The sequence below is a fragment of the Hydrogenophaga sp. GW101-3F08 genome, from assembly GCF_059424585.1.
In genome coordinates, this window is sequence record NZ_JBWKZP010000012.1 from 45,497 (window position 1) to 65,998 (window position 20,502).

At 68.0% G+C, this 20,502-nt stretch carries 19 protein-coding genes; 6 read left to right on the plus strand and 13 right to left on the minus strand.

What is annotated here, in order from left to right; genetic code table 11:
* Window positions 1–17 precede the first annotated feature (17 nt).
* Genes AC07YZ_RS22810 through AC07YZ_RS22820 form a run of 3 tightly spaced genes read right to left on the minus strand, consistent with a single transcriptional unit; the run spans window position 18 to window position 5,113 of the window.
* Window positions 18–503, minus strand: coding sequence for a response regulator (locus AC07YZ_RS22810; RefSeq protein WP_226490266.1), 486 nt, complete (start codon window positions 501–503; stop codon window positions 18–20).
* Window positions 500–3,559 (minus strand): PAS domain-containing sensor histidine kinase, encoded by a 3,060-nt coding sequence (locus AC07YZ_RS22815; protein ID WP_494796471.1) that lies wholly within the window; start codon window positions 3,557–3,559, stop codon window positions 500–502. The genes AC07YZ_RS22810 and AC07YZ_RS22815 overlap by 4 nt, the downstream gene beginning before the upstream one ends.
* A 51-nt stretch (window positions 3,560–3,610) precedes the next feature.
* On the minus strand, window positions 3,611–5,113 hold the full coding sequence (locus AC07YZ_RS22820; RefSeq protein ID WP_494796472.1) for an FAD-linked oxidase C-terminal domain-containing protein: 1,503 nt from the start codon (window positions 5,111–5,113) through the stop codon (window positions 3,611–3,613).
* A 181-nt stretch (window positions 5,114–5,294) separates the two neighbouring features.
* On the opposite strand from AC07YZ_RS22820, the gene AC07YZ_RS22825 reads away from it, so the two are divergent.
* Window positions 5,295–5,723 (plus strand): Hsp20/alpha crystallin family protein, encoded by a 429-nt coding sequence (locus AC07YZ_RS22825; RefSeq protein WP_494796473.1) that lies wholly within the window; start codon window positions 5,295–5,297, stop codon window positions 5,721–5,723.
* A gap of 241 nt (window positions 5,724–5,964) precedes the next feature.
* Here the strand turns inward: AC07YZ_RS22825 and AC07YZ_RS22830 are convergent, their stop codons facing one another.
* Both AC07YZ_RS22830 and purU read right to left on the minus strand, forming a co-directional pair.
* Window positions 5,965–6,834 carry a LysR substrate-binding domain-containing protein gene (locus AC07YZ_RS22830; RefSeq protein WP_226490262.1) on the minus strand — a complete coding sequence of 290 codons (870 nt, stop codon included), beginning with the start codon at window positions 6,832–6,834 and terminating at the stop codon, window positions 5,965–5,967.
* 38 nt (window positions 6,835–6,872) lie between these two features.
* A complete protein-coding gene (gene purU / locus AC07YZ_RS22835; RefSeq protein ID WP_226490261.1) occupies window positions 6,873–7,721 on the minus strand; it encodes a formyltetrahydrofolate deformylase in 849 nt (282 codons plus the stop codon).
* An 87-nt stretch (window positions 7,722–7,808) separates the two neighbouring features.
* On the opposite strand from purU, the gene AC07YZ_RS22840 reads away from it, so the two are divergent.
* A complete protein-coding gene (locus AC07YZ_RS22840; RefSeq protein ID WP_494796474.1) occupies window positions 7,809–9,374 on the plus strand; it encodes a rhodanese-like domain-containing protein in 1,566 nt (521 codons plus the stop codon).
* Between the two features lie 55 nt (window positions 9,375–9,429).
* Here the strand turns inward: AC07YZ_RS22840 and AC07YZ_RS22845 are convergent, their stop codons facing one another.
* A complete protein-coding gene (locus AC07YZ_RS22845; protein ID WP_494796475.1) occupies window positions 9,430–10,299 on the minus strand; it encodes a ChaN family lipoprotein in 870 nt (289 codons plus the stop codon).
* 59 nt (window positions 10,300–10,358) lie between these two features.
* Here AC07YZ_RS22845 and AC07YZ_RS22850 point away from each other — a divergent pair, with 59 nt between their 5' ends.
* Window positions 10,359–11,441, plus strand: a complete 1,083-nt coding sequence (locus tag AC07YZ_RS22850) for an AbrB family transcriptional regulator (RefSeq protein ID WP_494796476.1) — start codon at window positions 10,359–10,361, stop codon at window positions 11,439–11,441.
* A 137-nt stretch (window positions 11,442–11,578) separates the two neighbouring features.
* Here AC07YZ_RS22850 and AC07YZ_RS22855 read toward each other — a convergent pair whose 3' ends face one another.
* From AC07YZ_RS22855 to AC07YZ_RS22865, 3 genes are all read right to left on the minus strand, one after another.
* Window positions 11,579–11,863, minus strand: a complete 285-nt coding sequence (locus AC07YZ_RS22855; RefSeq protein WP_226490257.1) for a BTH_I0359 family protein — start codon at window positions 11,861–11,863, stop codon at window positions 11,579–11,581.
* 219 nt (window positions 11,864–12,082) lie between these two features.
* A complete protein-coding gene (locus AC07YZ_RS22860; protein WP_494796477.1) occupies window positions 12,083–13,279 on the minus strand; it encodes a DUF3108 domain-containing protein in 1,197 nt (398 codons plus the stop codon).
* Window positions 13,280–13,307: 28 nt separating this feature from the next.
* Complete coding sequence (locus AC07YZ_RS22865) at window positions 13,308–14,216, minus strand: IclR family transcriptional regulator (protein WP_494796478.1); 909 nt, start codon at window positions 14,214–14,216, stop codon at window positions 13,308–13,310.
* 245 nt (window positions 14,217–14,461) lie between these two features.
* On the opposite strand from AC07YZ_RS22865, the gene AC07YZ_RS22870 reads away from it, so the two are divergent.
* Complete coding sequence (locus tag AC07YZ_RS22870; protein WP_494796479.1) at window positions 14,462–15,472, plus strand: fumarylacetoacetate hydrolase family protein; 1,011 nt, start codon at window positions 14,462–14,464, stop codon at window positions 15,470–15,472.
* Window positions 15,473–15,538: 66 nt separating this feature from the next.
* Here AC07YZ_RS22870 and AC07YZ_RS22875 read toward each other — a convergent pair whose 3' ends face one another.
* From AC07YZ_RS22875 to AC07YZ_RS22890, 4 genes are all read right to left on the minus strand, one after another.
* Window positions 15,539–16,696 (minus strand): ABC transporter substrate-binding protein, encoded by a 1,158-nt coding sequence (locus AC07YZ_RS22875; RefSeq protein ID WP_494796480.1) that lies wholly within the window; start codon window positions 16,694–16,696, stop codon window positions 15,539–15,541.
* Window positions 16,697–16,871: 175 nt separating this feature from the next.
* Window positions 16,872–17,315: a VOC family protein gene (locus AC07YZ_RS22880; protein ID WP_494796481.1), complete on the minus strand. Its 444-nt coding sequence runs from the start codon at window positions 17,313–17,315 to the stop codon at window positions 16,872–16,874.
* A gap of 50 nt (window positions 17,316–17,365) precedes the next feature.
* Window positions 17,366–17,815, minus strand: a complete 450-nt coding sequence (locus AC07YZ_RS22885) for a hypothetical protein (RefSeq protein ID WP_226490251.1) — start codon at window positions 17,813–17,815, stop codon at window positions 17,366–17,368.
* A 54-nt stretch (window positions 17,816–17,869) separates the two neighbouring features.
* Window positions 17,870–18,229, minus strand: coding sequence for a TraR/DksA family transcriptional regulator (locus tag AC07YZ_RS22890; RefSeq protein WP_494796482.1), 360 nt, complete (start codon window positions 18,227–18,229; stop codon window positions 17,870–17,872).
* 266 nt (window positions 18,230–18,495) lie between these two features.
* Here AC07YZ_RS22890 and AC07YZ_RS22895 point away from each other — a divergent pair, with 266 nt between their 5' ends.
* Both AC07YZ_RS22895 and AC07YZ_RS22900 read left to right on the plus strand, forming a co-directional pair.
* Window positions 18,496–19,335 (plus strand): enoyl-CoA hydratase/isomerase family protein, encoded by an 840-nt coding sequence (locus tag AC07YZ_RS22895; RefSeq protein ID WP_494796483.1) that lies wholly within the window; start codon window positions 18,496–18,498, stop codon window positions 19,333–19,335.
* A 34-nt stretch (window positions 19,336–19,369) separates the two neighbouring features.
* A complete protein-coding gene (locus AC07YZ_RS22900) occupies window positions 19,370–20,494 on the plus strand; it encodes a PhaM family polyhydroxyalkanoate granule multifunctional regulatory protein (protein WP_494796484.1) in 1,125 nt (374 codons plus the stop codon).
* The last annotated feature ends 8 nt before the right edge of the window (window positions 20,495–20,502 follow it).

The following is a 20,502-nucleotide window of genomic DNA, read 5'->3' on the forward strand; positions in this document are numbered from 1 at the left end:
GCGGCGCGGGGGGGACTTCAGGCGAGTTCGCCGAATCCGGTGCCGCGCATGCCCGAGGGGTTGGACTGCGGCGCGGACTGGTTGATGTTGATCCAGAACTCGCAGACGTGTTTCATGGCGCTGAGGAACTGCGAGAACTCGGTGGGCTTGGCGATGTAGGCGTTGGTGCCGGCGTCGTAGGCGCGTTGCAGGTCGCTGGGTTCGGTCGAGGAGGTCAACACCACCACCGGGATGTTGTGCAGGATGTCCGAGCCCTTGATCTCGCGCAGCACGCCGATGCCATCGAGCAGCGGCATCTTCAGGTCCAGCAGAACCAGCACCGGGTTGCCACCACTGCGGTCGCTGTAGCGGTCGCGGCGGTAGAGGTAGTCCAGCGCCTGCATGCCGTCGGAGACGTGGGTCACACGCCCATCCAGCCCATGGCGCGCAAGCGCCAGTTTGGTCAGCTCGGCGTCGTCGGGGTTGTCCTCAACGAGCAGGATGGCTTCGGCGTTCTTGTTCATGGTTCGAGTGCCGCGGGAATGGTGTCCCGCGAAAAATCAGTAGGACTGGCCCCCTCAAAAGGGAGCGAGAAATAAAACACACTGCCTTCACCCAACTGACTTTCTGCCCAGATGCTACCACCGTGCCTCTCCAGGATGCGTCGCGTCAGGGCAAGCCCGATGCCGGTTCCCTCGAATTCGGAAGCGCGGTGCAGGCGCTGGAACACGCCGAACAGTTTCTGTGAATACTTGGTGTCGAAGCCGACGCCGTTGTCCCGCACATAGAAGGTGTAGCCCGCCACCGGGTCCACGCTCCAGCCCACTTCGACGCGGGCCCGTTCGCGTGGCCGGGTGTATTTGTAGGCGTTGCCCAGCAGATTGGCCCAGACCTCGCGCAGCAGCAAGGCGTCGCCCTGGACCACGGGCAGGTCGGGGGCGATCACCCAGTCCACCACACGGCCTTCGGTGTCGTGGGCCAGCTGGCTGACCACCGCGTCCACCAGCAGGGTGAAGTCCACCGCCGTGAGGTTGACCGCCGAGCGGCCGAGGCGGGAAAACGCCAGCAGGCCATCGATGAGCTGGCTCATGTGCCGCGCCGAGCCGCCGATGGTGCCGAGGTAACGCTGCGTGGTCTCGTCGATCTGGCCGTCCAGATGTTCCTCCAGCAGGCTGACGAAACTCGAAATGTGGCGCAGCGGTGAACGCAGGTCGTGCGAGACCGAATAGGAGAACGACTCCAGGTCCTTGTTGGCGGCCAGCAGCTGTTCCGTGCGCTCGGCCACCCGGTTCTCCAGCTCGTCGTTGATGTTGCGCATGAGGTCGTCGAGCCGCTTGGCATCGCTCATGTCGCGGTTGATCTTGGCAAAACCGCGCAGTTCACCGCCGTCGTCGCGCAGCGCGATCAGCAGCGAGTGGGACCAGTACCGCGATCCATCCTTGCGCTCGTGCCAGCTGTGCAGCTCGTGCTGCCCACGCGAGGCCGCCAGCCGCAGCATCTGGTTGGCGCTGTCCAAGGCCTCGCTGGGGTCGTGCTGTCGGAACAGCACCGAGTAGTGCCGCCCCAGCGTTTCGGTGGGTGCGTAGCCTTCCAGGCGCTGGGCGCTGTCGGTCCAGTCGGTGATGAGGCCATCGGCGTCCATGAAGAAGATGCAGTACTCGCGCAGGTTGTCCACCATGAGGCGGAAACGCTGCTCGCTCTCGAGCAGCTCCGCCGAGCGCTCCTGGATGCGCTGTTCGAGCTCGTCGTTGAGCTGGCGCACGCGCTCCTCGACGCGTTTGCGCTCGGTGATGTCGATGGTCTGTACGAACACGCCATGCACCCGTCCTTCGTGGACGTCGGGCAGGTACTTGGTGCTCACGTAGACCGGCGTTCCGTCGGTCAACCGGCGCCAGGTCTCGAAACTCTGCATCTGGCCGGCGAGCGCGGCCTGCAGGTATGGGCCGATTTCTGCCCACACCTCGGGCGGGATGCATTCGCGGACCGGCCGTCCGATGATCCTGGCCGGGTCCATGCCGTACATGCGCTGGTGTTCGGCGTTGGCGAAGCGGAAGCACAGGGATGCGTCGAGGTAGGCGATCAGCCCGGGAACCTGGTCGGTCACGGTCTGCAGGAAACGCTGGTTCTCGCGCAGAGCCTGCTCGGCCACCTTGCGCTCGGTGATGTTGAGGAGGGTGCTGTTGGTGCGCAGGAACACGCCCTGGTCGTCGTACACGGCGGTGCTGGAGGCCAGCGCGATGAAGGGCCTGCCGTCGGGCATCCTGATGCCCACTTCTTCGGGTTCGAGCCGTCCGGTGCTGGTGAGCAGATGGCGGCGGGACTCCTGTTGCGCCAGGTATTCGGGCTGCACCAGATCGCGAAAGTTCAGGCGGCCCACGACGTCCTCGCGCGGGAGGCCCAGCCACTGCAGCGCCGTCTGGTTGATCATCTGGATCACGCCCCGCGCATCCAGCGAGTAGTAGCCGCACGGCGCCTGGTCGTACAGGTCCTGTGCCTCGCGCAAGGTCTGGCTCAACCGGGTGTTGGCGGCAGCGAGTTCCTCGGTGCGTTCCCGCACGCGGTCCTCCAGCTCGGCGCTGAAGCGCTGGATCGCTTCCTGCTGCTGGTGCAGTTCGGTGATGTCGCGCGAGATCGCCAGCAGCATCACCGGATGGCCCTGCGCGTCGCGGATCGGTGAGACCATGGTGTCCCACCATTTGGGCGTGCCCTTGAAGGTTTCGCCAAAAGCGATGAAGCGGGCGTTTTCCCCCCGGCAGGCGGAGCCGATCGCTGCGCGGGCGAGTTCCTGCCCACCTTCGGGCCACCAGCTGGTCCAGTCGCTGCCGCGGACCTGCTCGAAGTCGTCAACCTCCACCAGCCGGCAGCCTTGCGCGGTCATCTGCAGCACATGGCCTTGCAGGTCGAGCACCTTGGTGCAGTCCGGGCTGCTGGCGATGATCTGGCGGTTAAGTTCGTCCTTGAGGCGCGCTTCGGCCTCCAGGGTGCGCAGCTGGGTGATCTCCTGCACAAAGCCCAGCTGGCTCAGGAAACGGCCTTCGGCGTCGTGCACCGGCACGTTGCGCATCGACAGGTGCACGACTTCGCCGTCCGGGCGCTGCAACCGGAATTCGACGCTCTGGCTCCGGGCACGCGCGACCCCCTGGCTCCAGCACGCCTTCACACGCTCCAGGTCGTCGGGGTGCACCCGGCGCAGCCAGCCCATGTGGTGGAAGTCCTGCGCGTCCAGACCGAAGATGCGCAGCAGAGCGTCGTCCACATGCGTGAACATGCCCACGCCATCGGTGCGGAAAATGCCGATCGGAAACGCGCTGGCCAAGGCCGCAAACAGCGCCTGGTATTCCAGTTGGTCGGTGGCCGCTTCGGCGGGTTCGTGGGCCGCGGGCGGCGGGTGGTCGAGCGGCAGCAGCAGGTCGGTGTCGGTGGCCGTGCCGGGGGGGCTGGCCTGCAGGTTGCGCAGGCGCAGGTTCTCGGCCCTCAGGACTTCGATCTCGCGCAAAAGCGCCTGCTCGCGCGCCGAACCGACCAGATCGCGGGGAAGCGCAGCCTGGCGTTGCTCTGACTCGGGGAAAGGCGCGCTCATTGCGCGTTACTGTACCTGAGGCCCCTCTGTTTGCATCGTCAAATTTGACAGTCAGAAACGGTCCAGATCGGGGTATGCCAGCCGCCCGCCGCGCACCAGCATCTTGCCGTATTCGGCACAACGTTGCAGTGTGGGTATGACTTTGCCCGGGTTCAGTAGTTCTTTGGTATCGAAAGCCCGTTTGACACCGAACATCTGCGCGTTTTCCTCGGCCGAAAACTGCACGCACATGCTGTTGAGTTTTTCCACGCCCACGCCGTGTTCACCGGTCACCGTGCCTCCCATGGCGACGCTGGTTTCCAGAATGTCGGCGCCGAACAGCTCGCAGCGTCGCAACTGGTCGGCATCGTTCGCATCGAACAGGATCAGCGGGTGCAGGTTGCCGTCGCCGGCGTGGAACACATTGGCGCAGCGCAGGTCGTACTTCTGTTCCATCTCGCCGATGGCCAGCAGGATGTCGGCCAGGCGCTTGCGCGGAATGGTGGAGTCCATGCACATGTAGTCGGGGCTGATGCGACCGCTGGCCGGGAAAGCGTTCTTGCGCCCGCTCCAGAAGCGCAGGCGCTCGGCTTCGTCGCGACTGATGGCGATGGCGGTGGCGCCGTGGTCGCGCAACACGGTGCTCATGCGGCCGATCTCTTCTTCCACTTCCTCGGGGGTGCCGTCGCTCTCGCACAGCAGGATCGCGGCGGCGCTGAGGTCGTAGCCGGCGTGCACGAAATCTTCCACGGCGGCGGTCATGGGCTTGTCCATCATCTCCAGGCCGGCCGGGATGATGCCCGCGGCGATCACGGCGGCCACCGCGTCGCCGGCTTTGCGGATGTCGTCGAAGCTGGCCATGATGCAGCGCGCCAGCAGGGGCTTGGGCACCAGCTTCACGGTGACTTCGGTGACCACGGCCAGCATGCCCTCGCTGCCGATCACCAGCGAGAGCAGGTCCAGGCCGGGCACGTCGAGGGCCTCGCCGCCGAAGCGCACCGGGTCGCCTTCCATCGTGAAGCCGCGCACCTGCAGCACGTTGTGCACGGTGAGGCCGTATTTCAGGCAGTGCACGCCGCCGGAGTTCTCGGCCACGTTGCCGCCGATGGTGCAGGCGATCTGGCTGCTCGGGTCGGGCGCGTAGTACAGGCCATGGGGCGCGGCGGCCTCGCTGATGGCGAGGTTGCGCACACCGGCCTGCACGAGGGCCGTGCGCGAGCGCGGATCGATGCGCAGGATGCGGTTGAACTTGGCCAGCGACATCGTCACCCCCAGCGCGTGGGGCATGGCGCCACCCGACAAGCCGGTGCCCGCGCCGCGCGCGACCACGGGCACCTCCAGCGCATGGCAGGCCTTGAGCACGGCCGCCACTTGGTCTTCGGTCTCGGGCAGGGCCACCACCAGCGGCCGCTGGCGGTAGGCGGTCAGGCCGTCGCATTCGTAAGGCGTCGTGTCTTCGTTGTGCCAGAGCAGCGCGTGGGCGGGCAGCACCGCCTGCAGCGCGCGCACCACGTCGGATTGGCGGGCGGCGCGTTCGGCCCGGGTGATGTCGGCGCTGGCGGTGGGGGCGTTCATGCGCGCCAGTTTAGGACAGGGGACCACGCCGCGGGTTGAAGAAACTTGCAAGGACCTGTGAGGCAGCGGCTTGATGCAGCTCAAACACCGGGGTCTTGAAACCGCCGGGTGCACCGCTATGTATTTGCCATGGGCGGCGCTGTGACCGCCCGTTTTTCCCATCCATTCAGGAGTCCATGCCATGAACCATCTGATCGCCCGTTCCGGTCTGTTCGACGACTTCTTCAGGGACGTCGCCCCGGGTTTTTACGTCCGTCCCCTGCACGGCGACTCCTTGCCGTCACCGTCCCAGATCAAGATCGATGTGAAGGAAACCCCGTCGGCCTACACCGTGGTGGCCGAAGTGCCCGGTGTGTCCAAGGAAGACATCCACGTCACGGTCGAGGGCAGTGTGGTGACCCTGCGGGCCGAGATCAAGCAGGAAGACAGCCAGAGCCAGGACGAGAAGGTGTTGCGCACCGAGCGCTATTACGGCGCGGTGTCCCGCAGCTTCCAGCTGGCGACCGACATCGACAACCAGAGCGCCCGGGCCAGGTACGAAAACGGGGTGCTGACGCTGACCCTGCCCAAGAAGGTGGCGCTGGCCGGCCAACGCCTGAATATTGAATAAGCACCCCCTGCGCCGCTGACGCGCGCCTTGCAGGCCGCGACATCGCCAGAGGCGATGCCTCTTCGTCCCGTCCAAGCCTGCGCAGGCAGGCTTAGGAGCCGCGGTCCTCAGCCCCCTCTCTCGCCTGCGGCGGGAGGGGGACGCTCCCTGTGGCCCGGCGGAGCCGGTTCCACGGGAGCCCTGGCGGGTGCTCATGCGCTCCGGCGGAAGGGTTGGGTGTCTCTGGCCCAAGGAGCCGTTTTCAGCTCAACGACTTTTTGAGCCACTCGGCGAACGCCGCGCATTCCCAGCGGTCCATGGTGCCGGTGCGCCAGCACAGGTAGTGGGCGTGCGGGCTGGGCACGTGGCGTTCGTACAGTGGCACCAGCGTGCCGTGTTCCAGCCAGGGCGCGGCCAGCTTGAGCCGCACCAGGGCCACGCCCATGCCGGCGGCGGCGCCGTCGCACATCAGGCCGATGTCGTTGAATTGCGAGCCGTCCACCGGCTCGGGCCAGTCCAGGTCGTGCGCCGCGAACCAGGTGCGCCAGGGTTCCAGCGGGCTGCGCAGCAGCGGCACACCCTCCAGGTCTTCGGGTGTTTCGAACGGACCGTGTTCGCGCGCGAAGGCCGGTGAGGCCAGCGGCGTGATCTCGTCCTTCATCAGGCAGACGTGTTCCACGTCGGCGTAGCGGCCGGTGCCGAAACGGATCATCAGATCGGCGTCCTCGGCCACCACGTCCAGCAGCGGGATGCTGACCTGCAGTGTCAGGTCGATCTCCGGGTAGGCCTCGCTGAACTGCTTCAGGCGCGGCAGCAGGATGGAGCGGGCGAAGGTGGGCGTGACCGCCAGGCGCAGCTTGCGCCGCCCGGGCGTGGCCGCATTGCTCGGGAATTTCTGCAGCGTGGCCAGGCCTTCGCGCACGTGGGCCAGGTATTCGCTGCCCTCGGTGGTGAGCGAGAAGTCGGCCCGGCCAAACAGCTTGGTGCCCAGGATCTGCTCCAACTGCTTGATGCGGTGGCTCACCGCGCTGGGTGTGACGCACAGCTCCTCGCTGGTCTGCGTCACGCTGCGCAGGCGCGCCAGGGCCTCGAACGTCAGCAGGCACTGGATCGGAGGGATGCGGATCGTCACGAAGTCACCTCAGGGCCGCATCGGGGGCGTCCTGTTCATCACTTGAAGACGACCGTCTTGTGCCCGTTGAGCAGCACGCGGTGCTCGCTGTGCCATTTCACGGCGCGGGCCAGAACCTGGCTTTCGGTGTCCCGGCCCCGTGCGGTGAGGTCTTCCACGTCGTCGGTGTGGTCCACGCGGGCCACGTCCTGTTCGATGATCGGCCCTTCGTCGAGGTCGGCCGTCACGTAGTGGGCCGTGGCGCCGATCAGTTTCACGCCGCGGTCGTGCGCCTGGTAATAGGGCTTGGCGCCCTTGAAGCTGGGCAGGAAGCTGTGGTGGATGTTGATCGCCTTGCCCGAGAGTTCGCGGCACAGGTGATTGCTCAATATCTGCATGTAGCGCGCCAGCACCACCAACTCCGCGCCTTCGCTGCGGATCACCTCCAGCTGTTTCGCTTCGGCTTGTTCCTTGGTCGCGGCGCTCACCGGGATGTGGTGGAAGGGCACGTTGTAGCCGGCGGCGAGCTGGTAGAAGTCGCGGTGGTTGCTGACGATGGCGCGGATGTCCAGCCGCAGCAGGCCGCTCTTCCAGCGGAACATCAGGTCGTTCAGGCAGTGGCCTTCCTTGCTGACGAAGATCACGGTCTTCATCGGCTCGGCCAGCGGGTGCAGGCTCCAGCGCATGGCGAAGGGCTCGGCGAACAGCTTGAGGTGCGTGCGCAGGTCGTCCTGCGTGAGTTGGCTGCAGGTGAATTGCACCCGCATGAAAAACAGGCCGGTGTCGTGGTCGTTGTACTGGGCGGCTTCTTCGATGTTGCCGCCGCGCTCCAGCAGGAAGCCCGAGACGGCGTGCACGATGCCGGGACGGTCCTGGCACGACAGGGTGAGAACGTAGGTGTGGTTCATGGTGGGCGATTGTCGCAGGGTGGTGGACGGCCCGTATGGTGAAATCCCGTGCGGCGAGGACGCCGCAAGAGTGGGGAATGGAACTTGATGGAAACCGTGCGAAGGGGAATGAAGGGGTGGCTGGCCGGGATCTGCCTGCTGGCGCACCTGGAGGCGGGGGCGATGACCCTGGAGCGGGTGGAGGACACCCTGTTCGCGACAGGGGCGGTTGGTGGCGAGGACTTTCAGTCGTTCAGGGCACAGCTGTCCCAGCCTGGGCTGCGTCGTCTGGTCCTGGTGGATTCGCCGGGCGGGGACCTCTGGACCGCGTTGACGGTCGGAGAAGCCGTTCGGGATGCCGGGCTGGACACGGTGGCCGTGGGCAGGTGCTTGTCGGCCTGTGCCGTGATGTTCGTGGCGGGAAAGACGCGCGGCTTCGGGTCGGGCCGGACCCCGGGCAGCACCCTGCTGGGCATTCACGGGGGCTACGACATCGACTCGGGGCGGCTTGCACATGGCATCGGGCCTGCCCTCTATGCGTTTTTCCGCCGCCAGATCGGGACGGCGATGAACGACGGACTGATCAACGAGGCGATCTATGGTTTCAAGGACCCCCGTGGTTTTCTGATCCTGCGCGACATCGAGCGCAATCCGGCCCAGGCCAGTCAGGCCGCGCTGTGCCTCAATGCGCACCAACCCACAACCTGCAAGCCGCAGGAAGGCAAGGATGCCTTCACCCTGGGTCTGGTGACGCAGCGCGAGACCGTCGCGGTGGACCTGCCGGTCTCGATGCGACTTCAGCTCAGGCTCTTTGGTCGGGCGGTGAACGACGCGCCCTTCGATCTGGCGGCCTGGGCGCAACAAGTGCGTCAGGAACTTTGCCCCAAAGGGGACTGCCCGGAACTGGAGAATTTTTTCAAGACCTTCGCAATGGCGCCTGTGCACCGGGCCATCGCCTGGGATGAAGGGATGTCGGGTGGACCCATGACTCGGGCGCACGTCACGGGTGGGGCCAGTTCCCCCGAGCTGGCCATGGCCCGAGCGCTCCTTGGGTGCAACCAGCGCAACGGCAAGCCCAGGTTGTGCCGTCTGCTTGCGCTGGACGACCAGGATCTCCGGCCGCTGTTCGAATGGCAGTCTCGTCAGACCCGGGAGGCCTTGGCCCAGTTGCCGCCCGCATCTCCCGGGGCGGTGGCCAATGAGAAGGCCGACTTCTGCAGCGGCGAGGCCTGGCAGCGCAAACCGCTGGAGCAGGCGGGTTTCGATACAGCGGCGCCCTGCAGGCTGCGCGGTGTGGAGCGCATCGACACGGCGGAGCTGGTGCGCATGCTCAAGGACGTCAAGCTCCCGATCGTGGTGGATGTGTCGCCCGACGAAGGCATGGTGCCCGGGGCATTCGCCTTGCTGGGGGCGGGAGGTGCCTTCGATGACGCCTCCCAGGAGGCCGCCGTTCACCAGCGGTTCGAGGGTTTGATCCGGGCCGCCTCACCCGATCCTACACAGCCGCTGGTGTTCTATGGCGGAGCGAGGGCGGGTTGGCTGTCGGCGAATGCGGCGCTGCGGGCGGTGCAGGCCGGCCATGCGCAGGTGTACTGGTACCGGGGTGGCCTGCCGGCCTGGACGGCAGCGGGATTGCCGACGGTGGGCAAAATGGCCCTGGGCGTGGTGTACTGAACGGGCTCGCTTTGACAAGCAGACCTTCCGCATGTGCCGCTGCCGGTCTGGCTGGTCAGCGGCCCAGGCTGCGCTTCATGTCGCCGCAGTAGTCACGCGGAGCGCGCGGTGGGCTGCTCCAGACCGCGTCGGACCCGGGCGTGGACCCGCTCGGCGGCGCCACTTCGGCGTTGGCGGGTCGGGCCAGCGACAACACGACACGGTGCGCCAGCCCCGTCGGCAGGTGCAGCGGCACCCCCAGGTCGCGCTGCACATGGTTGTTGCCCGCCACCAGCAGCACCGTCTGCCCGGGCCGCACGGCCGCCGCCGCGGTGCGGGCCATGGCCTGGTCGCGGGCGATCTGGATGCGGGTCATGGGCGCGATCTGTGGCGCGGGCAGCAGGTCGCAGTGGCCTTCCTGGATGGCGCTGCGCTGGCGCTCCAGGGCGGCGCTGGGCAGCAGTCCGTCCAGCTCGGCCTGGCCCATGGCCGCGCGCATCTCGGCGCGGGGCAGGTTGCCGCCGAGCACCGGCACCCCGGCGCGCACCGCCGCCATCACCACCGGCGCATAGGTGGGCCAGGGCCAGCCGCCGTTGTCCGGCCCCCAGCGCAGGGCCTGCCGCACCTGAGCTTCGCTCGCATCGCGGGGCAGACCGGTGGTGCGCGTGCCGGACTCGGCCATTTCCACCACCAGCGCGGCCAGCCGTTGGCGCGCGGCCAACTGCTGCACCAGCGCGCGCTGCAGCGCCTGGTGTTCGGGGGCGTCGTGTTGTTCGCCCACCAGCAGCAGGGGTGTGGGCAGCAGGCGCTCCAGCAGCGCGCCCGCCGATGCGTCGGGGTCGGGCCGCGGCGCCAGGGAGGCCGCACAACCGGACAGCAGCGCGGCCGCCACCGCCCCCACCGCGACCCAGGCCGCCACCCGGATGACAGGGCTTCGACAGTTCATCCGCCGATACTACGTCCCCCGGCCCACCCGGTGCCGTCCGTCTTTCCGATCTCCGCGCGATGTTCTCTTTCCCGTTGCGGCCCGCGTCCTGGACGCGCACGGCCCTGACCCTGCTGCTGGCTTGTGCGGCGGCCCAGCTGTGCGTGTGGCTGGGCACGCCCATTCCCTGGATGATCGGCCCGCTGGTGGCCACGTCCCTGGTGTCGGTGCTGGGGGCCCCCACGGAAAGCTGGATTCCATTGCGCAACGCGGGGCAGTGGGTCATCGGCACCGCGCTGGGTCTGTATTTCACGCCCGCCGTCGGTGTGCTGGTGGCGGGGCTGTGGTGGGGCGTGGCGCTGGGCATCGCCTGGGCGCTGGCGCTCGGTCTGGGGTTTGGTGCCTGGATGCGCCGCGTGCACGCCGGGCACCTGAGCGGGCTCACCCCGGCGCAGCTGCGCAGCACCACCTATTTCGCGGGGTCCATCGGGGGTGCGTCCGAAATGACCCTGATCGCCGAGCGCCAGGGCGCGCGCACCGATCTGGTGGCCGCCGCGCACAGCCTGCGCGTGCTGCTGGTGACGCTGACGGTCCCGTTTGCGATGCAGTTCTGGGGCGTGAGCGGGCTGGACGCCTTGCCGCCCGCCTCGCGCGTGGTGCAGGCCAGCGGCCTTCTCTGGCTCGGCCTGCTCACGCTGGCGGGGGTGTTGCTGATGCGGCGGCTGCGCCGTGCCAACCCCTGGTTCATGGGGGCGTTGCTGGTCACCATGCTGCTCACGCTGTCGGGGGTGACGCTGTCGGCCATCCCGGGGTGGCTCAGCGCCGCGGCCCAGCTCGTCATCGGCGTGAGCCTGGGCGTGCGCTTCAACCCGGCGTTCGTGCACACCGCGCCGCGCTGGCTGGCCTCGGTGGCGTTCGCCAGCGCCGTGATGATGGGCTTGTGCGCCGGCTTCGCCTGGCTGCTGGCGGCGCTCACCGGCCTGCACCCGGCCACGCTGGTGCTCGGCACGGCACCCGGCGGCATCGCCGAGATGGCCATCACCGCCAAGGTGCTGCAGCTCGGCGTGCCGATGGTCACCGCGTTTCAGGTTTGCCGCCTGGTGGCGGTGCTGGTGCTGGCCGAGCCGGTGTACCGCTGGCTGAGTCGCAAAGACAAGGCCTGAAAAAAACGAAGCCCGGTCAAAACCGGGCAAAACGCGAGAGGGGAAGTTTCCAAGGATGCCGCGGAACCGGCTCCGCCGGGCCGCAGGCATCGCCCCCCGGGGGGTGACGCGCCCCTAGGCGCGGCGCGGGGGGAGCCTCAATGCATCACCACCGGCATCTGCGCCAGCGTGGCATAGCCTTCGAGCGTGTCTTCCACCTCTTCCTGCGAAGGGGTGTTCTGTTGCCAGGCGGTGATCTGGATCTGGAACATTTCGGCCCAGGAGCCGTCCAGGTAGACCTCTTTGCCCGACCGTTTGTCCACGATTTCGAAACCGTGGCGCGGGATTTGTGGACCCTGGTCCTGCTCGACCTCGCCTTCGATCTGGGCGTTGGCGAGGATGTGGACCACGGCAAAGGCATCCGAGTCGTAGAGCATGTGCATGACTGACATCCTTGAAAGAGAGAAACCTGTGTTCCTCATGAACCTTATATCGGCAATTGGTCGGACTTATGCAGTCCGTCTGGTGATTTAGATGGTCACGGCCGGTGAAGATTCAAGATGCGTGTCATTTTTGGCACATTCCCGAGGTCCAAGGCACGGATCGGCCACATCTGTGTGTGGGGACTCACTTGTGCGTGGCCGGATCCGGAGCGTGCCAGCTCATTGCGGAGGCGGCGCCGCGGCACCGAGTTCCGGCATCGTGCGCAGCTGCAGATCAAAGTAGTCGCCGTTGGGCTCGGTGACGCGCATGCGGACCGGCAGGTGGTGCAGGGCCGGGGCCAGCCAGATTTCGACCATGCGGTCGTAGGGCCGGCGCGGGTTGCGGGTCAGCTTGCGGGCATCGAAATCGCCCGCGGGCACGGTCAGTCGAGTCTGGGGTCCGATCTGGAACAGCCAGATTTCCGCCGCATCGATGCCGCTGACCGGCAAGCGCAGGGTCTGGCCCTCGTGAAAGGCCGATGGCTGGGCGTTGAACAGGGCGGCCAGCTGCAGGTTGATCGTGAGCCGGTCCTGGACCCCGGGCAGCAGGGGGGCGTCGGGAGCGTTGTTGCTGTAGCGGATGCGTTGGGTGGCGTGGTCAAAATGGGCCGCGCGTTCGCTGCGCTTGCGGTCGGTGAAGCGCTCGGGCACCAGGCCCTTGCTGCCGATCGTTCCCTCGCTGGTCTGTACCAGGCTGCCCAGGAACAGCACGCTGATTTCCATGCGGGCCTTGTAGCGCCGCCCGTCCTGTTCCCATGTCAGATGGCCCCGGGCCGAATAGGGCATGCCCTTGGCGTCGGCGCTCACGTCGTAGCGCAGATCGGCGCTGGGCGAGAGCAGGGCGTTCTGCAACGAAGCGTCGACCGCGCTCGCGTTTTCCCGGGCCGCGCTGGTCGCCGCGGTGTCGACCGCGGGTGTTTCGGGCGCAGGCTCCGGCGGCGGAGCAAGCTCGGCGGGTGGGGTCGGCTTGGATTCGGGTTCCACCGGCGGTGGCTCCGGCGGCGCTTCAGCGACCTCGACCGGTGGCGGTTCTTCGGGTTCGGGCGCCGGTGGCGGCGGTTTCTTCTCCACCTTGGGTTTGGGCTTGGGAGGCGGTGGCGGCGCCGGGGGCACGGGCTTGGGCACGATCCAGCGCACCGTGCTGGTGGTCACGGGGGGCGGCGCGTCGGGCAGCGGCGCTGCGGCCGCCTCGGGGTGGGCCGTTGGATCCGCGGGCAAGGCCGCCACGCCGGTGTCCGACTCGGGGGCATCCAGCAGGTCCAGCGACCAGCTGGACACGCCGCCGCTCAACAGCAGCAGGTGCAGCGCCAGCACAGCGGCGGCCAGGCCCAGCAGCACGGTCCAGCGGGGCGGGGCGTCGAGACGGGAACGGGACATGGGGCGGAGCAAGCGGGAAGGACCGTTTTCAGCGCGACGGGGTGTGGCCCAGATCGGCGCTGAGCTGGTGCGCGCAGCGCAGCAGGGCGGTGGCGGGTGCACCGTCCCAGGCCGTGTCGAGCGTGGTCACCGAGCCCAGCACCACCAGGCCCAGCGCCAGATGGCCCTGGGCATCGAACACCGGGGCGCAGAAGCCCCCCACGCCCGGCAGCAGGCTGTGGACCACACGCCCCAGGCCGTGGCGGCGGGTTTCCTCCAGCATGGCCTGCACGTCGGCCTGGCTTTGCGGCAGATCCGCCACCGCGAATCCGTTGCGCGGCAGTTTCTTGAGGCGCGCGAGCTCGTCGCGGATCATGGGGGCGATGCGTTGGGCATCGCGTCCTTCGTGGCCCATGAACGCGGCAAAGCAGCGTCCGGTGGCCGAGGTCAGCAGCGGCATCACGTCGCCCAGGCGCAGCGTGACCGGCACCGTCTGGGGGGCTTCGGCCCAGTGCACCATGGTCGGCCCCTGGTTGCCCCAGACCGCGATGGCCAGGGTGTGGCCGGTCTCCAGCAGCAGGGCCTCGACCCGCTCGCGAGCGAGCTTGACGCCATCGATCCGGCTCAGGCTGGCCAGGCCCAGGCGCAGGGCCGCGGGGCCGAGGTCGTAGCGGGTGGTGGCCGGATCCTGCATCACCAGGCCCATGCGCTGGAAGCTCACGAGGTAGCGGTGTGCCTTGGCCGCGCTCATGCCGGCGGCCGCGGCCAGGTCGCGCAGCATCAGCGAGCCCGGCGCGTTGGAGAGCGCGTTGAGCAGCTCGAAGCCGACCTCGACCGACTGGATGCCCGCGCGCAAGGGCTCGTCATCGTCGCTCGGTTCCGTGGCGGGCGGGGCCGCGCGCCGCGGTGCGCGGGCCGGTGCGACAGCGGTGGCGGAGGGGCGAGGGGCAGCGGGCATGGTGGGCGTTCGGTTTTGCACGGTGGGACCGTGGGCGGGTTCCAGGGGGAATTCCGGGGTCATTGCATGCGCGTCGGGACTTTGTTTTAGAATCCGGTTCTTACGGATAGGTTAACTGATTTCACTATTCGTAATTCCATGTGCATGATGGCTCCCTGGGGAGCGCCACCCGGCGGTCGGTCGTGTGAGCGGTTGGCCGGGGGCAGAATCATGGCATCTCAAAGAACCCGCAGCAGGAGACTTGCATGAAACTCGCCACTTACAAAGACGGCTCACGCGACGGACAACTGGTGGTTGTTTCACGCGATCTGTCAACCGCTCATTATGCGACGGGCATCGCCCACAAGCTGCAGCAGGCGCTGGACGACTGGAACTTCCACGCCCCCCAGCTGCACGACCTGTACGTCACGCTCAACCAGGGCAAGGCGCGCCACGCGTTCCCGTTTGACCCCGCCCAGTGCATGGCGCCGCTGCCGCGGGCCTACCAGTGGGCCGACGGCTCGGCCTACATCAACCACGTGGAGCTGGTGCGTGCGGCGCGCAGCAGCGAGGTGCCGGCTTCGTTCTACACCGATCCGCTGATGTACCAGGGCGGCAGCGACGACTTCATTGGTCCTTGCGACGACGTGGTCGTGCCCAGCGAAGACTTCGGGATCGACTTCGAAGCCGAGATCGCCGTGGTCACGGGCGACGTGCCCATGGGAGCCAGCCCCGAGCAGGCGCTGGACGGCGTGCGCCTGCTGATGCTGGTGAACGACGTGTCGCTGCGCAACCTGATCCCGGCCGAACTGGCCAAGGGCTTCGGCTTCTTCCAGAGCAAGCCCGCCAGCGCCTTCAGCCCGGTGGCGGTCACGCCCGACGAGCTGGGCGATGCCTGGGCCGGTGGCCGGGTCAACCTCACGCTGCAGTCCACCTGGAACGGCCGCAAGGTCGGCATGTGCGACGCCGGCCCGGAGATGACCTTCCACTTCGGCCAGCTGATCGCCCACATCTGCAAGACGCGCAACGTGCGCGCCGGTTCCCTCGTGGGCTCGGGCACCGTGAGCAACAAGGCGATCGAGGTGGACGGGCGCCAGGAATGGCCCAAGGGCTACAGCTGCATCGCCGAGAAGCGCTGCATCGAAACCATTCTGGACGGCCAGCCGACCACCGAATTCATGAAGTTCGGCGACACCATCCGCATCGAGATGAAGGGCAAGGACGGCCAGAGCGTCTTCGGGGCGATCGACCAGAAGATCGCGCCGCTGGATCGCTGAGACCGCGAACACGTTCCGGGCCCGGGCGCAGCGGTGGCCCGGCCCGGGGCTTGTCCGACCAGGGTCTCAGGTGCGGATCCGTCCGTCGCCGGTGAGCATGGAGAGCTCCACGAACTTCGATGCCACGTGGTTGTCGGGGCCGAACGACACGTTGAACCCGCCCATGGACAGGTCGCGGATGCTCTCCAGTCCCTCGATCAGGCTGTTGCGGGTTGGCCGGCCCGCACCGCCGCGGCGCAGGCCTTCGGTGAACAGCTTAGCCGCCATGAAGCCTTCCATGCTGGAGAAGTTGGGCTGCACCTTGTTGCCGCCCTGGGCGATCATCGCCAGAAACTCGCGCGTCAGCGGCCGGGCCGAGCTGTACGGCGAAGGCACCACCTGCGTGACCGCCACGCCGGCGCCTTCTTTGCCCAAGGTATCGGCCAGCGCCTGCGTGCCCACGAACGACACGTTGTAGAAGCTGCCGCCGTAGCCCGCCTTGCGCGCGGCGCGGATGTAGGCGGCGCAGGACGCGTAGGCGCTGATCTGCACCACCGCGTCGGGCTGGGCCGCGTTGATGGTGTTCACCGCGCTGGCCACGTCGACCGAGTTGCGCTCCACGGTGGCGGTGGCCACCGGCTTGAGGGACTGGGCTTCCAGTGCCAGGTTCACGCCGCTCAGGCCGGCCTTGCCATAGGCATCGTTCTGGTAGAACACCGCGATCTTCTTCAGACCCAGGTTGGTGAGCTGGCGCACGATCAGTGCGGTTTCGTCGTTGTACGAGGCCCGCATGTGAAACGCCATGCGGTTGAACGGCTGGCGCAGCCCCATGGCGCCGGTGAACGGGGCGAAGAATGGGGTCTGGGCCTTGATCGCCAGCGGCAGCGCCACCACGCTGGTGGGCGTGCCGATGTAGCCAAACAGCGCGAACACCTCGTCGTCCAGCAGCTTGCGCGTGTTCTCCGCACAGCGGTCGGGCTCGTAGCCGTCATCGAGCTGGCGCAACTCGATCTGGGTCTGGTTCACGCCCCCCTGGGCATTGAGCTGGTCGAAGTACAGCTTGGCACCGGCATGGAACTGGATGCCCAACTGGGCGGCCGCGCCGGTGAACGCGGCCGACTGGCCCAGCACCACCCGGTTGCCCGACTGGGCTCTCAAGGCGGGTGTGCCCAGCACGGCTGCGCCGGCGATCAGGCCGCTGAAAGTGCGTCGCGAAAGACCGGAGGAGGAAGAGGATGAACGCATGATGGCTTGGTGGGGAAATGGGGGTGTTTGGGGATGCAGGCTCGGGCGCTGGGTGCGCGCCTCTTGAGCGACGTTCAGGGGGTCGATGCTACCGGCCAACCGACGCGCGTGTGGCGACGTCTGGCGCCGCGAACGGGCCGCTCATCGACCCACCGCATCGGTACCCGCGCCGCCATCATTGGGCATACACCTGCGTGAGCGAGGCAAAACCCTTGATCTCGATAGGGTTGCCGAACGGGTCGCAGAAGAACATCGTCCACTGCTCCCCCGGCTGGCCTTCAAAACGGACCTGCGGGCGCAGCACGAAGTCCGTGCCCACGCGCTCCAGCCGCTCGGCCAGCGCCCGCCAGTCGGGCAGCAACAGCACCAGACCAAAGTGCGGCATGGGCACCAGGTGGTCGCCCACGCGGCCTGTGCGTGTGGTCTTGAAGGGCTCGCCCAGGTGCAGCGAGATCTGATGGCTGAAGAAGTCGAAGTCCACCCAGGTGTCGGTGCTTCGGCCTTCGGCGCAACCCAGCACGCCACCGTAGAAGCGGCGTGCCTCGTCCAGGTCGGTGACGTGAAACGCCAGGTGGAACAGGCTTCGGGCGGGAAGGGTCTGAGGGCTGTGGGTCGGCATCCGGGCAGGATAGCAAACCCCCCGTGAATGTGCAGCGCCGCCGCCGCGGCTCAGCGCTGCGTGGGGTCGCCGGCGTTCTGGTCGTGCTTCAGGAAATACTGGCGCGCCATGGCCACCAGCTGGCGGTCGGTGGGGTGGTCGGCGGAGACCACATCGACGATGGCGCTGGCGATGTCCTTTTCGTGGTGCTGGCAATGGGTGCGGAACTCGTCCTTGGCCTGGGCCGGGCCGGTGACCAGAATCTCGCGCACGCCCTGGAGCGCCTGCGCGACCTCGTGGTAGAAGTTTTCGTCGGTCGAGCTGTGCCCGCCTTCGGGGGAGTGGTTGCCACTGGCCGCGGGGCCGCGACCGTGCATCAGCTGGTGCGAGCCCACGTGGCCACCGGTGGCTTTGTGGTGCGAGCGGGACTTGATGCTCTCGGACTCGACATGCTCACGATCGAACTTCAACACGTGGGCCTCGCGGCGGTCCATCCAGACGACGGCGTGAAAAGTGGGCATGGGAAACCTCCTGAACAAATGAAAGCAATGGGCCGCGGGTCGGTGCGGTCGGGGTCAGGCCTGCTCGGCCTTCTCCTGGCAGGCGACGCAGCGCAACGCGGTCGGGTTGGCGTGCAGCCGTGCGGTGGCGATGGCGACGCCGCAGTCGATGCACAGACCGTAGCTGCCGTCGGCGATGCGTTTGAGCGCCTCGTCGATGGCCACCAGTTCGGCGGACTCGCGTTCCTCCAGCCCGAAGGCCAGGTCGCGCTCGGTCTCGGCCCGCGCCCAGTCATCGCTGCTGGCCTCGCGGGCGTCCGCGGCCGCCTCGGCGCGGCCAATCTTGCCGCCGCGCTGCCCACGCAACTGGCCCAGCAACTCGGTGCGCATCTCGCGCAGCTGGTTGGCGAAAGTGTCGGAAACGTTCTGACTCATGCAAGCTCTCCTCGTGGTTCTCGGAAGCGCTCCGGGCGATGGCTCGCGACGGCGCCATGACAGACATACTGCGCCTGTACCGTGACAGGGGCGTTGACACACGTCAAGTCCCACCTGATGGGACGCGGTTTTGGCCCGCGCCCCAGCGCCATGCCGTGGCGCGGATTTCCGGCGAATCGGGCCGGTTCGGCCGGTCAAACGGGGCAGAATCGCCCGATCATTCCACCCAGATCCCGGGGCGTCAGACCCCGGCAACGGAGACCAGCATGACCCCTGTGGACTACAGCCGCTACCAGACCCTCGCCATCACCCGTCGTGGCCCGCCCGTGGAGGGCGTGCCCTCGGTGCTCGACATCCAGATGCGCGCCGACGGCCCGGGGGGCAATGGCAAGCTGCCCACCGCCGGCCACGAAGGCCACTGGGAACTGAGCGAGATCTGGCGCGATGTGGGGCGCGACGACAGCGTGCGCTGCGCCGTGCTGCGCGGCAGCGGCCTGGGTTTTTCGGGCGGCGGCGATCTGGCGCTGGTGCAGGACATGGCGAGCGACTTCGGGGTGCGCACCCGCGTCTGGAAAGAAGCGCGCGACCTGGTCTACAACGTGATCAATTGCGACAAGCCCATCGTCAGCGCCATGCACGGCCCGGCCGTGGGCGCGGGCCTGGTGGCCGGCCTGCTGGCCGACATCTCCATCGCCGCGAAGTCCGCCAAGATCGTCGATGGCCACACCCGCCTGGGCGTGGCGGCCGGCGACCACGCCGCCATCGTCTGGCCGCTGCTCTGCGGCCTGGCCAAGGCCAAGTACTACCTGATGCTGTGCGACCCCATCAGCGGCGAAGAGGCCGAACGCATCGGCCTGGTGTCGCTCGCGGTGGACGATGAAGCCCTGCTCGACAAGGCCTATGAAGTGGCCGACCGTCTGGCCAGCGGCAGCCAGACCGCGATCCGCTGGACCAAGTATTCGCTCAACAACTGGCTGCGCCAGGCCGGCCCGGCGTTCGACACCTCGCTGGCCCTGGAATTCATGGGTTTTGGGGGCCCCGACGTGCACGAAGGTGTGGCATCCTTGCGGGAACGGCGCGCGCCCCGCTACGGCGTGGACGGCTGAGAGCCACCGCGGAACGACCCATCAGGAGACCTTCATGAGCGACACATCGGGCAGCGGTTTCGGCAAATTCGTGCCGGGCTTTGAGTTCCTGCAGAACCTCGCCGGCCAGGCCGCCGGGGGCGTGGCACAAGGCATCGGCAACAGCATTCCGCAGTTGCCCAACCTGGGCAACTGGGTGGCTCCCACCTTCAACGTGGAGGACCTGGAAAAACGCATCGAAGAGCTCAAGGCCGTGCACTTCTGGCTCGACCAGAATTCCAAGGCGCTGGGGGCGACCATCCAGGCGCTGGAGGTGCAGAAGATGACCCTGGCCACGCTGAAGAACATGAACTTCAGCCTGGGCGACGTGGCCAACGCGCTCAAGATCAAGGCCGCCGACACCGTGGCCAGCTTCACCGGTGGCGCGCCCGCCGCCGCCCCCGCCCACACCGCCTTCGCCGGTCTCGAGATCCCGCCCCGCACCTACGGCAGCCCCCCGCCCGCCGAGGCGGGGGCGGATGGTGCCGACGAAACCACCGACGACGAGGACGAGGAAGACCACGAACCGGCGCCTCCGCCCGCGGCCCGGCCCCGCAAGACCCGGGCGCGACCGACCGCCGCCGCCCAGGCCACCGCGCCCGCGGGCGGCGTGGTGGACCCCATGCAGTGGTGGGGCGCCCTGTCGCAGCAGTTCCAGACCATCGCGGCCAGCGCGCTGAAAGACGTGGCCAAACAGACCGCGCTCGACACCACCCGTCAGGTGGCCAGCGGCCTGACCGAGCAGGCCGTCAAGACCGCCACCGGCGTGGCCGGCAAGGTCACGCGCGGCCTGGGCCAGGCGGCGGCGCGGGCCGTGACCGGGCGCAAGAGCACGCCCCAGCCGGCGGCGAAGAAAACCGCTCCCCGCAAAGCCACCCCCGCGCCCGTGGCCAGGAAAGCATCCGCGCGCACGCGCACCGCCGCGGCACCGGCTGCCCGCTCGGCGCCGGTCCAGCCGCTGTCCGCGGGCGACTGGCCGCTGCCCACCTCGTTCTTCCCCATGACCGGCTTCCAGCCGGCCCCGCCCGCCCAGGCCCCCACCACCCGCACGGTCGCGAAGAAGGCGAAGGCGGCGCCCCCGAAAGCGACGGCCAAAAAAGCCGCCACCGGCAAGGCCGCGCGCGGCGCACGCCGACGCTGATCGGGCGG

Excerpts from the sequence above, each read along its gene's own strand:
- AC07YZ_RS22810 (WP_226490266.1), bottom strand. The coding sequence starts at position 503 with ATGAACAAGAACGCCGAAGCCATCCTGCTCGTTGAGGACAACCCCGAC.
- AC07YZ_RS22815 (WP_494796471.1), bottom strand. The coding sequence starts at position 3,559 with ATGAGCGCGCCTTTCCCCGAGTCAGAGCAACGCCAGGCTGCGCTTCCC.
- AC07YZ_RS22820 (WP_494796472.1), bottom strand. The coding sequence starts at position 5,113 with ATGAACGCCCCCACCGCCAGCGCCGACATCACCCGGGCCGAACGCGCC.
- AC07YZ_RS22825 (WP_494796473.1), top strand. The coding sequence starts at position 5,295 with ATGAACCATCTGATCGCCCGTTCCGGTCTGTTCGACGACTTCTTCAGG.
- purU (WP_226490261.1), bottom strand. The coding sequence starts at position 7,721 with ATGAACCACACCTACGTTCTCACCCTGTCGTGCCAGGACCGTCCCGGC.
- AC07YZ_RS22840 (WP_494796474.1), top strand. The coding sequence starts at position 7,809 with ATGGAAACCGTGCGAAGGGGAATGAAGGGGTGGCTGGCCGGGATCTGC.
- AC07YZ_RS22845 (WP_494796475.1), bottom strand. The coding sequence starts at position 10,299 with ATGAACTGTCGAAGCCCTGTCATCCGGGTGGCGGCCTGGGTCGCGGTG.
- AC07YZ_RS22850 (WP_494796476.1), top strand. The coding sequence starts at position 10,359 with ATGTTCTCTTTCCCGTTGCGGCCCGCGTCCTGGACGCGCACGGCCCTG.
- AC07YZ_RS22855 (WP_226490257.1), bottom strand. The coding sequence starts at position 11,863 with ATGCACATGCTCTACGACTCGGATGCCTTTGCCGTGGTCCACATCCTC.
- AC07YZ_RS22860 (WP_494796477.1), bottom strand. The coding sequence starts at position 13,279 with ATGTCCCGTTCCCGTCTCGACGCCCCGCCCCGCTGGACCGTGCTGCTG.
- AC07YZ_RS22865 (WP_494796478.1), bottom strand. The coding sequence starts at position 14,216 with ATGCCCGCTGCCCCTCGCCCCTCCGCCACCGCTGTCGCACCGGCCCGC.
- AC07YZ_RS22870 (WP_494796479.1), top strand. The coding sequence starts at position 14,462 with ATGAAACTCGCCACTTACAAAGACGGCTCACGCGACGGACAACTGGTG.
- AC07YZ_RS22875 (WP_494796480.1), bottom strand. The coding sequence starts at position 16,696 with ATGCGTTCATCCTCTTCCTCCTCCGGTCTTTCGCGACGCACTTTCAGC.
- AC07YZ_RS22880 (WP_494796481.1), bottom strand. The coding sequence starts at position 17,315 with ATGCCGACCCACAGCCCTCAGACCCTTCCCGCCCGAAGCCTGTTCCAC.
- AC07YZ_RS22885 (WP_226490251.1), bottom strand. The coding sequence starts at position 17,815 with ATGCCCACTTTTCACGCCGTCGTCTGGATGGACCGCCGCGAGGCCCAC.
- AC07YZ_RS22890 (WP_494796482.1), bottom strand. The coding sequence starts at position 18,229 with ATGAGTCAGAACGTTTCCGACACTTTCGCCAACCAGCTGCGCGAGATG.
- AC07YZ_RS22895 (WP_494796483.1), top strand. The coding sequence starts at position 18,496 with ATGACCCCTGTGGACTACAGCCGCTACCAGACCCTCGCCATCACCCGT.
- AC07YZ_RS22900 (WP_494796484.1), top strand. The coding sequence starts at position 19,370 with ATGAGCGACACATCGGGCAGCGGTTTCGGCAAATTCGTGCCGGGCTTT.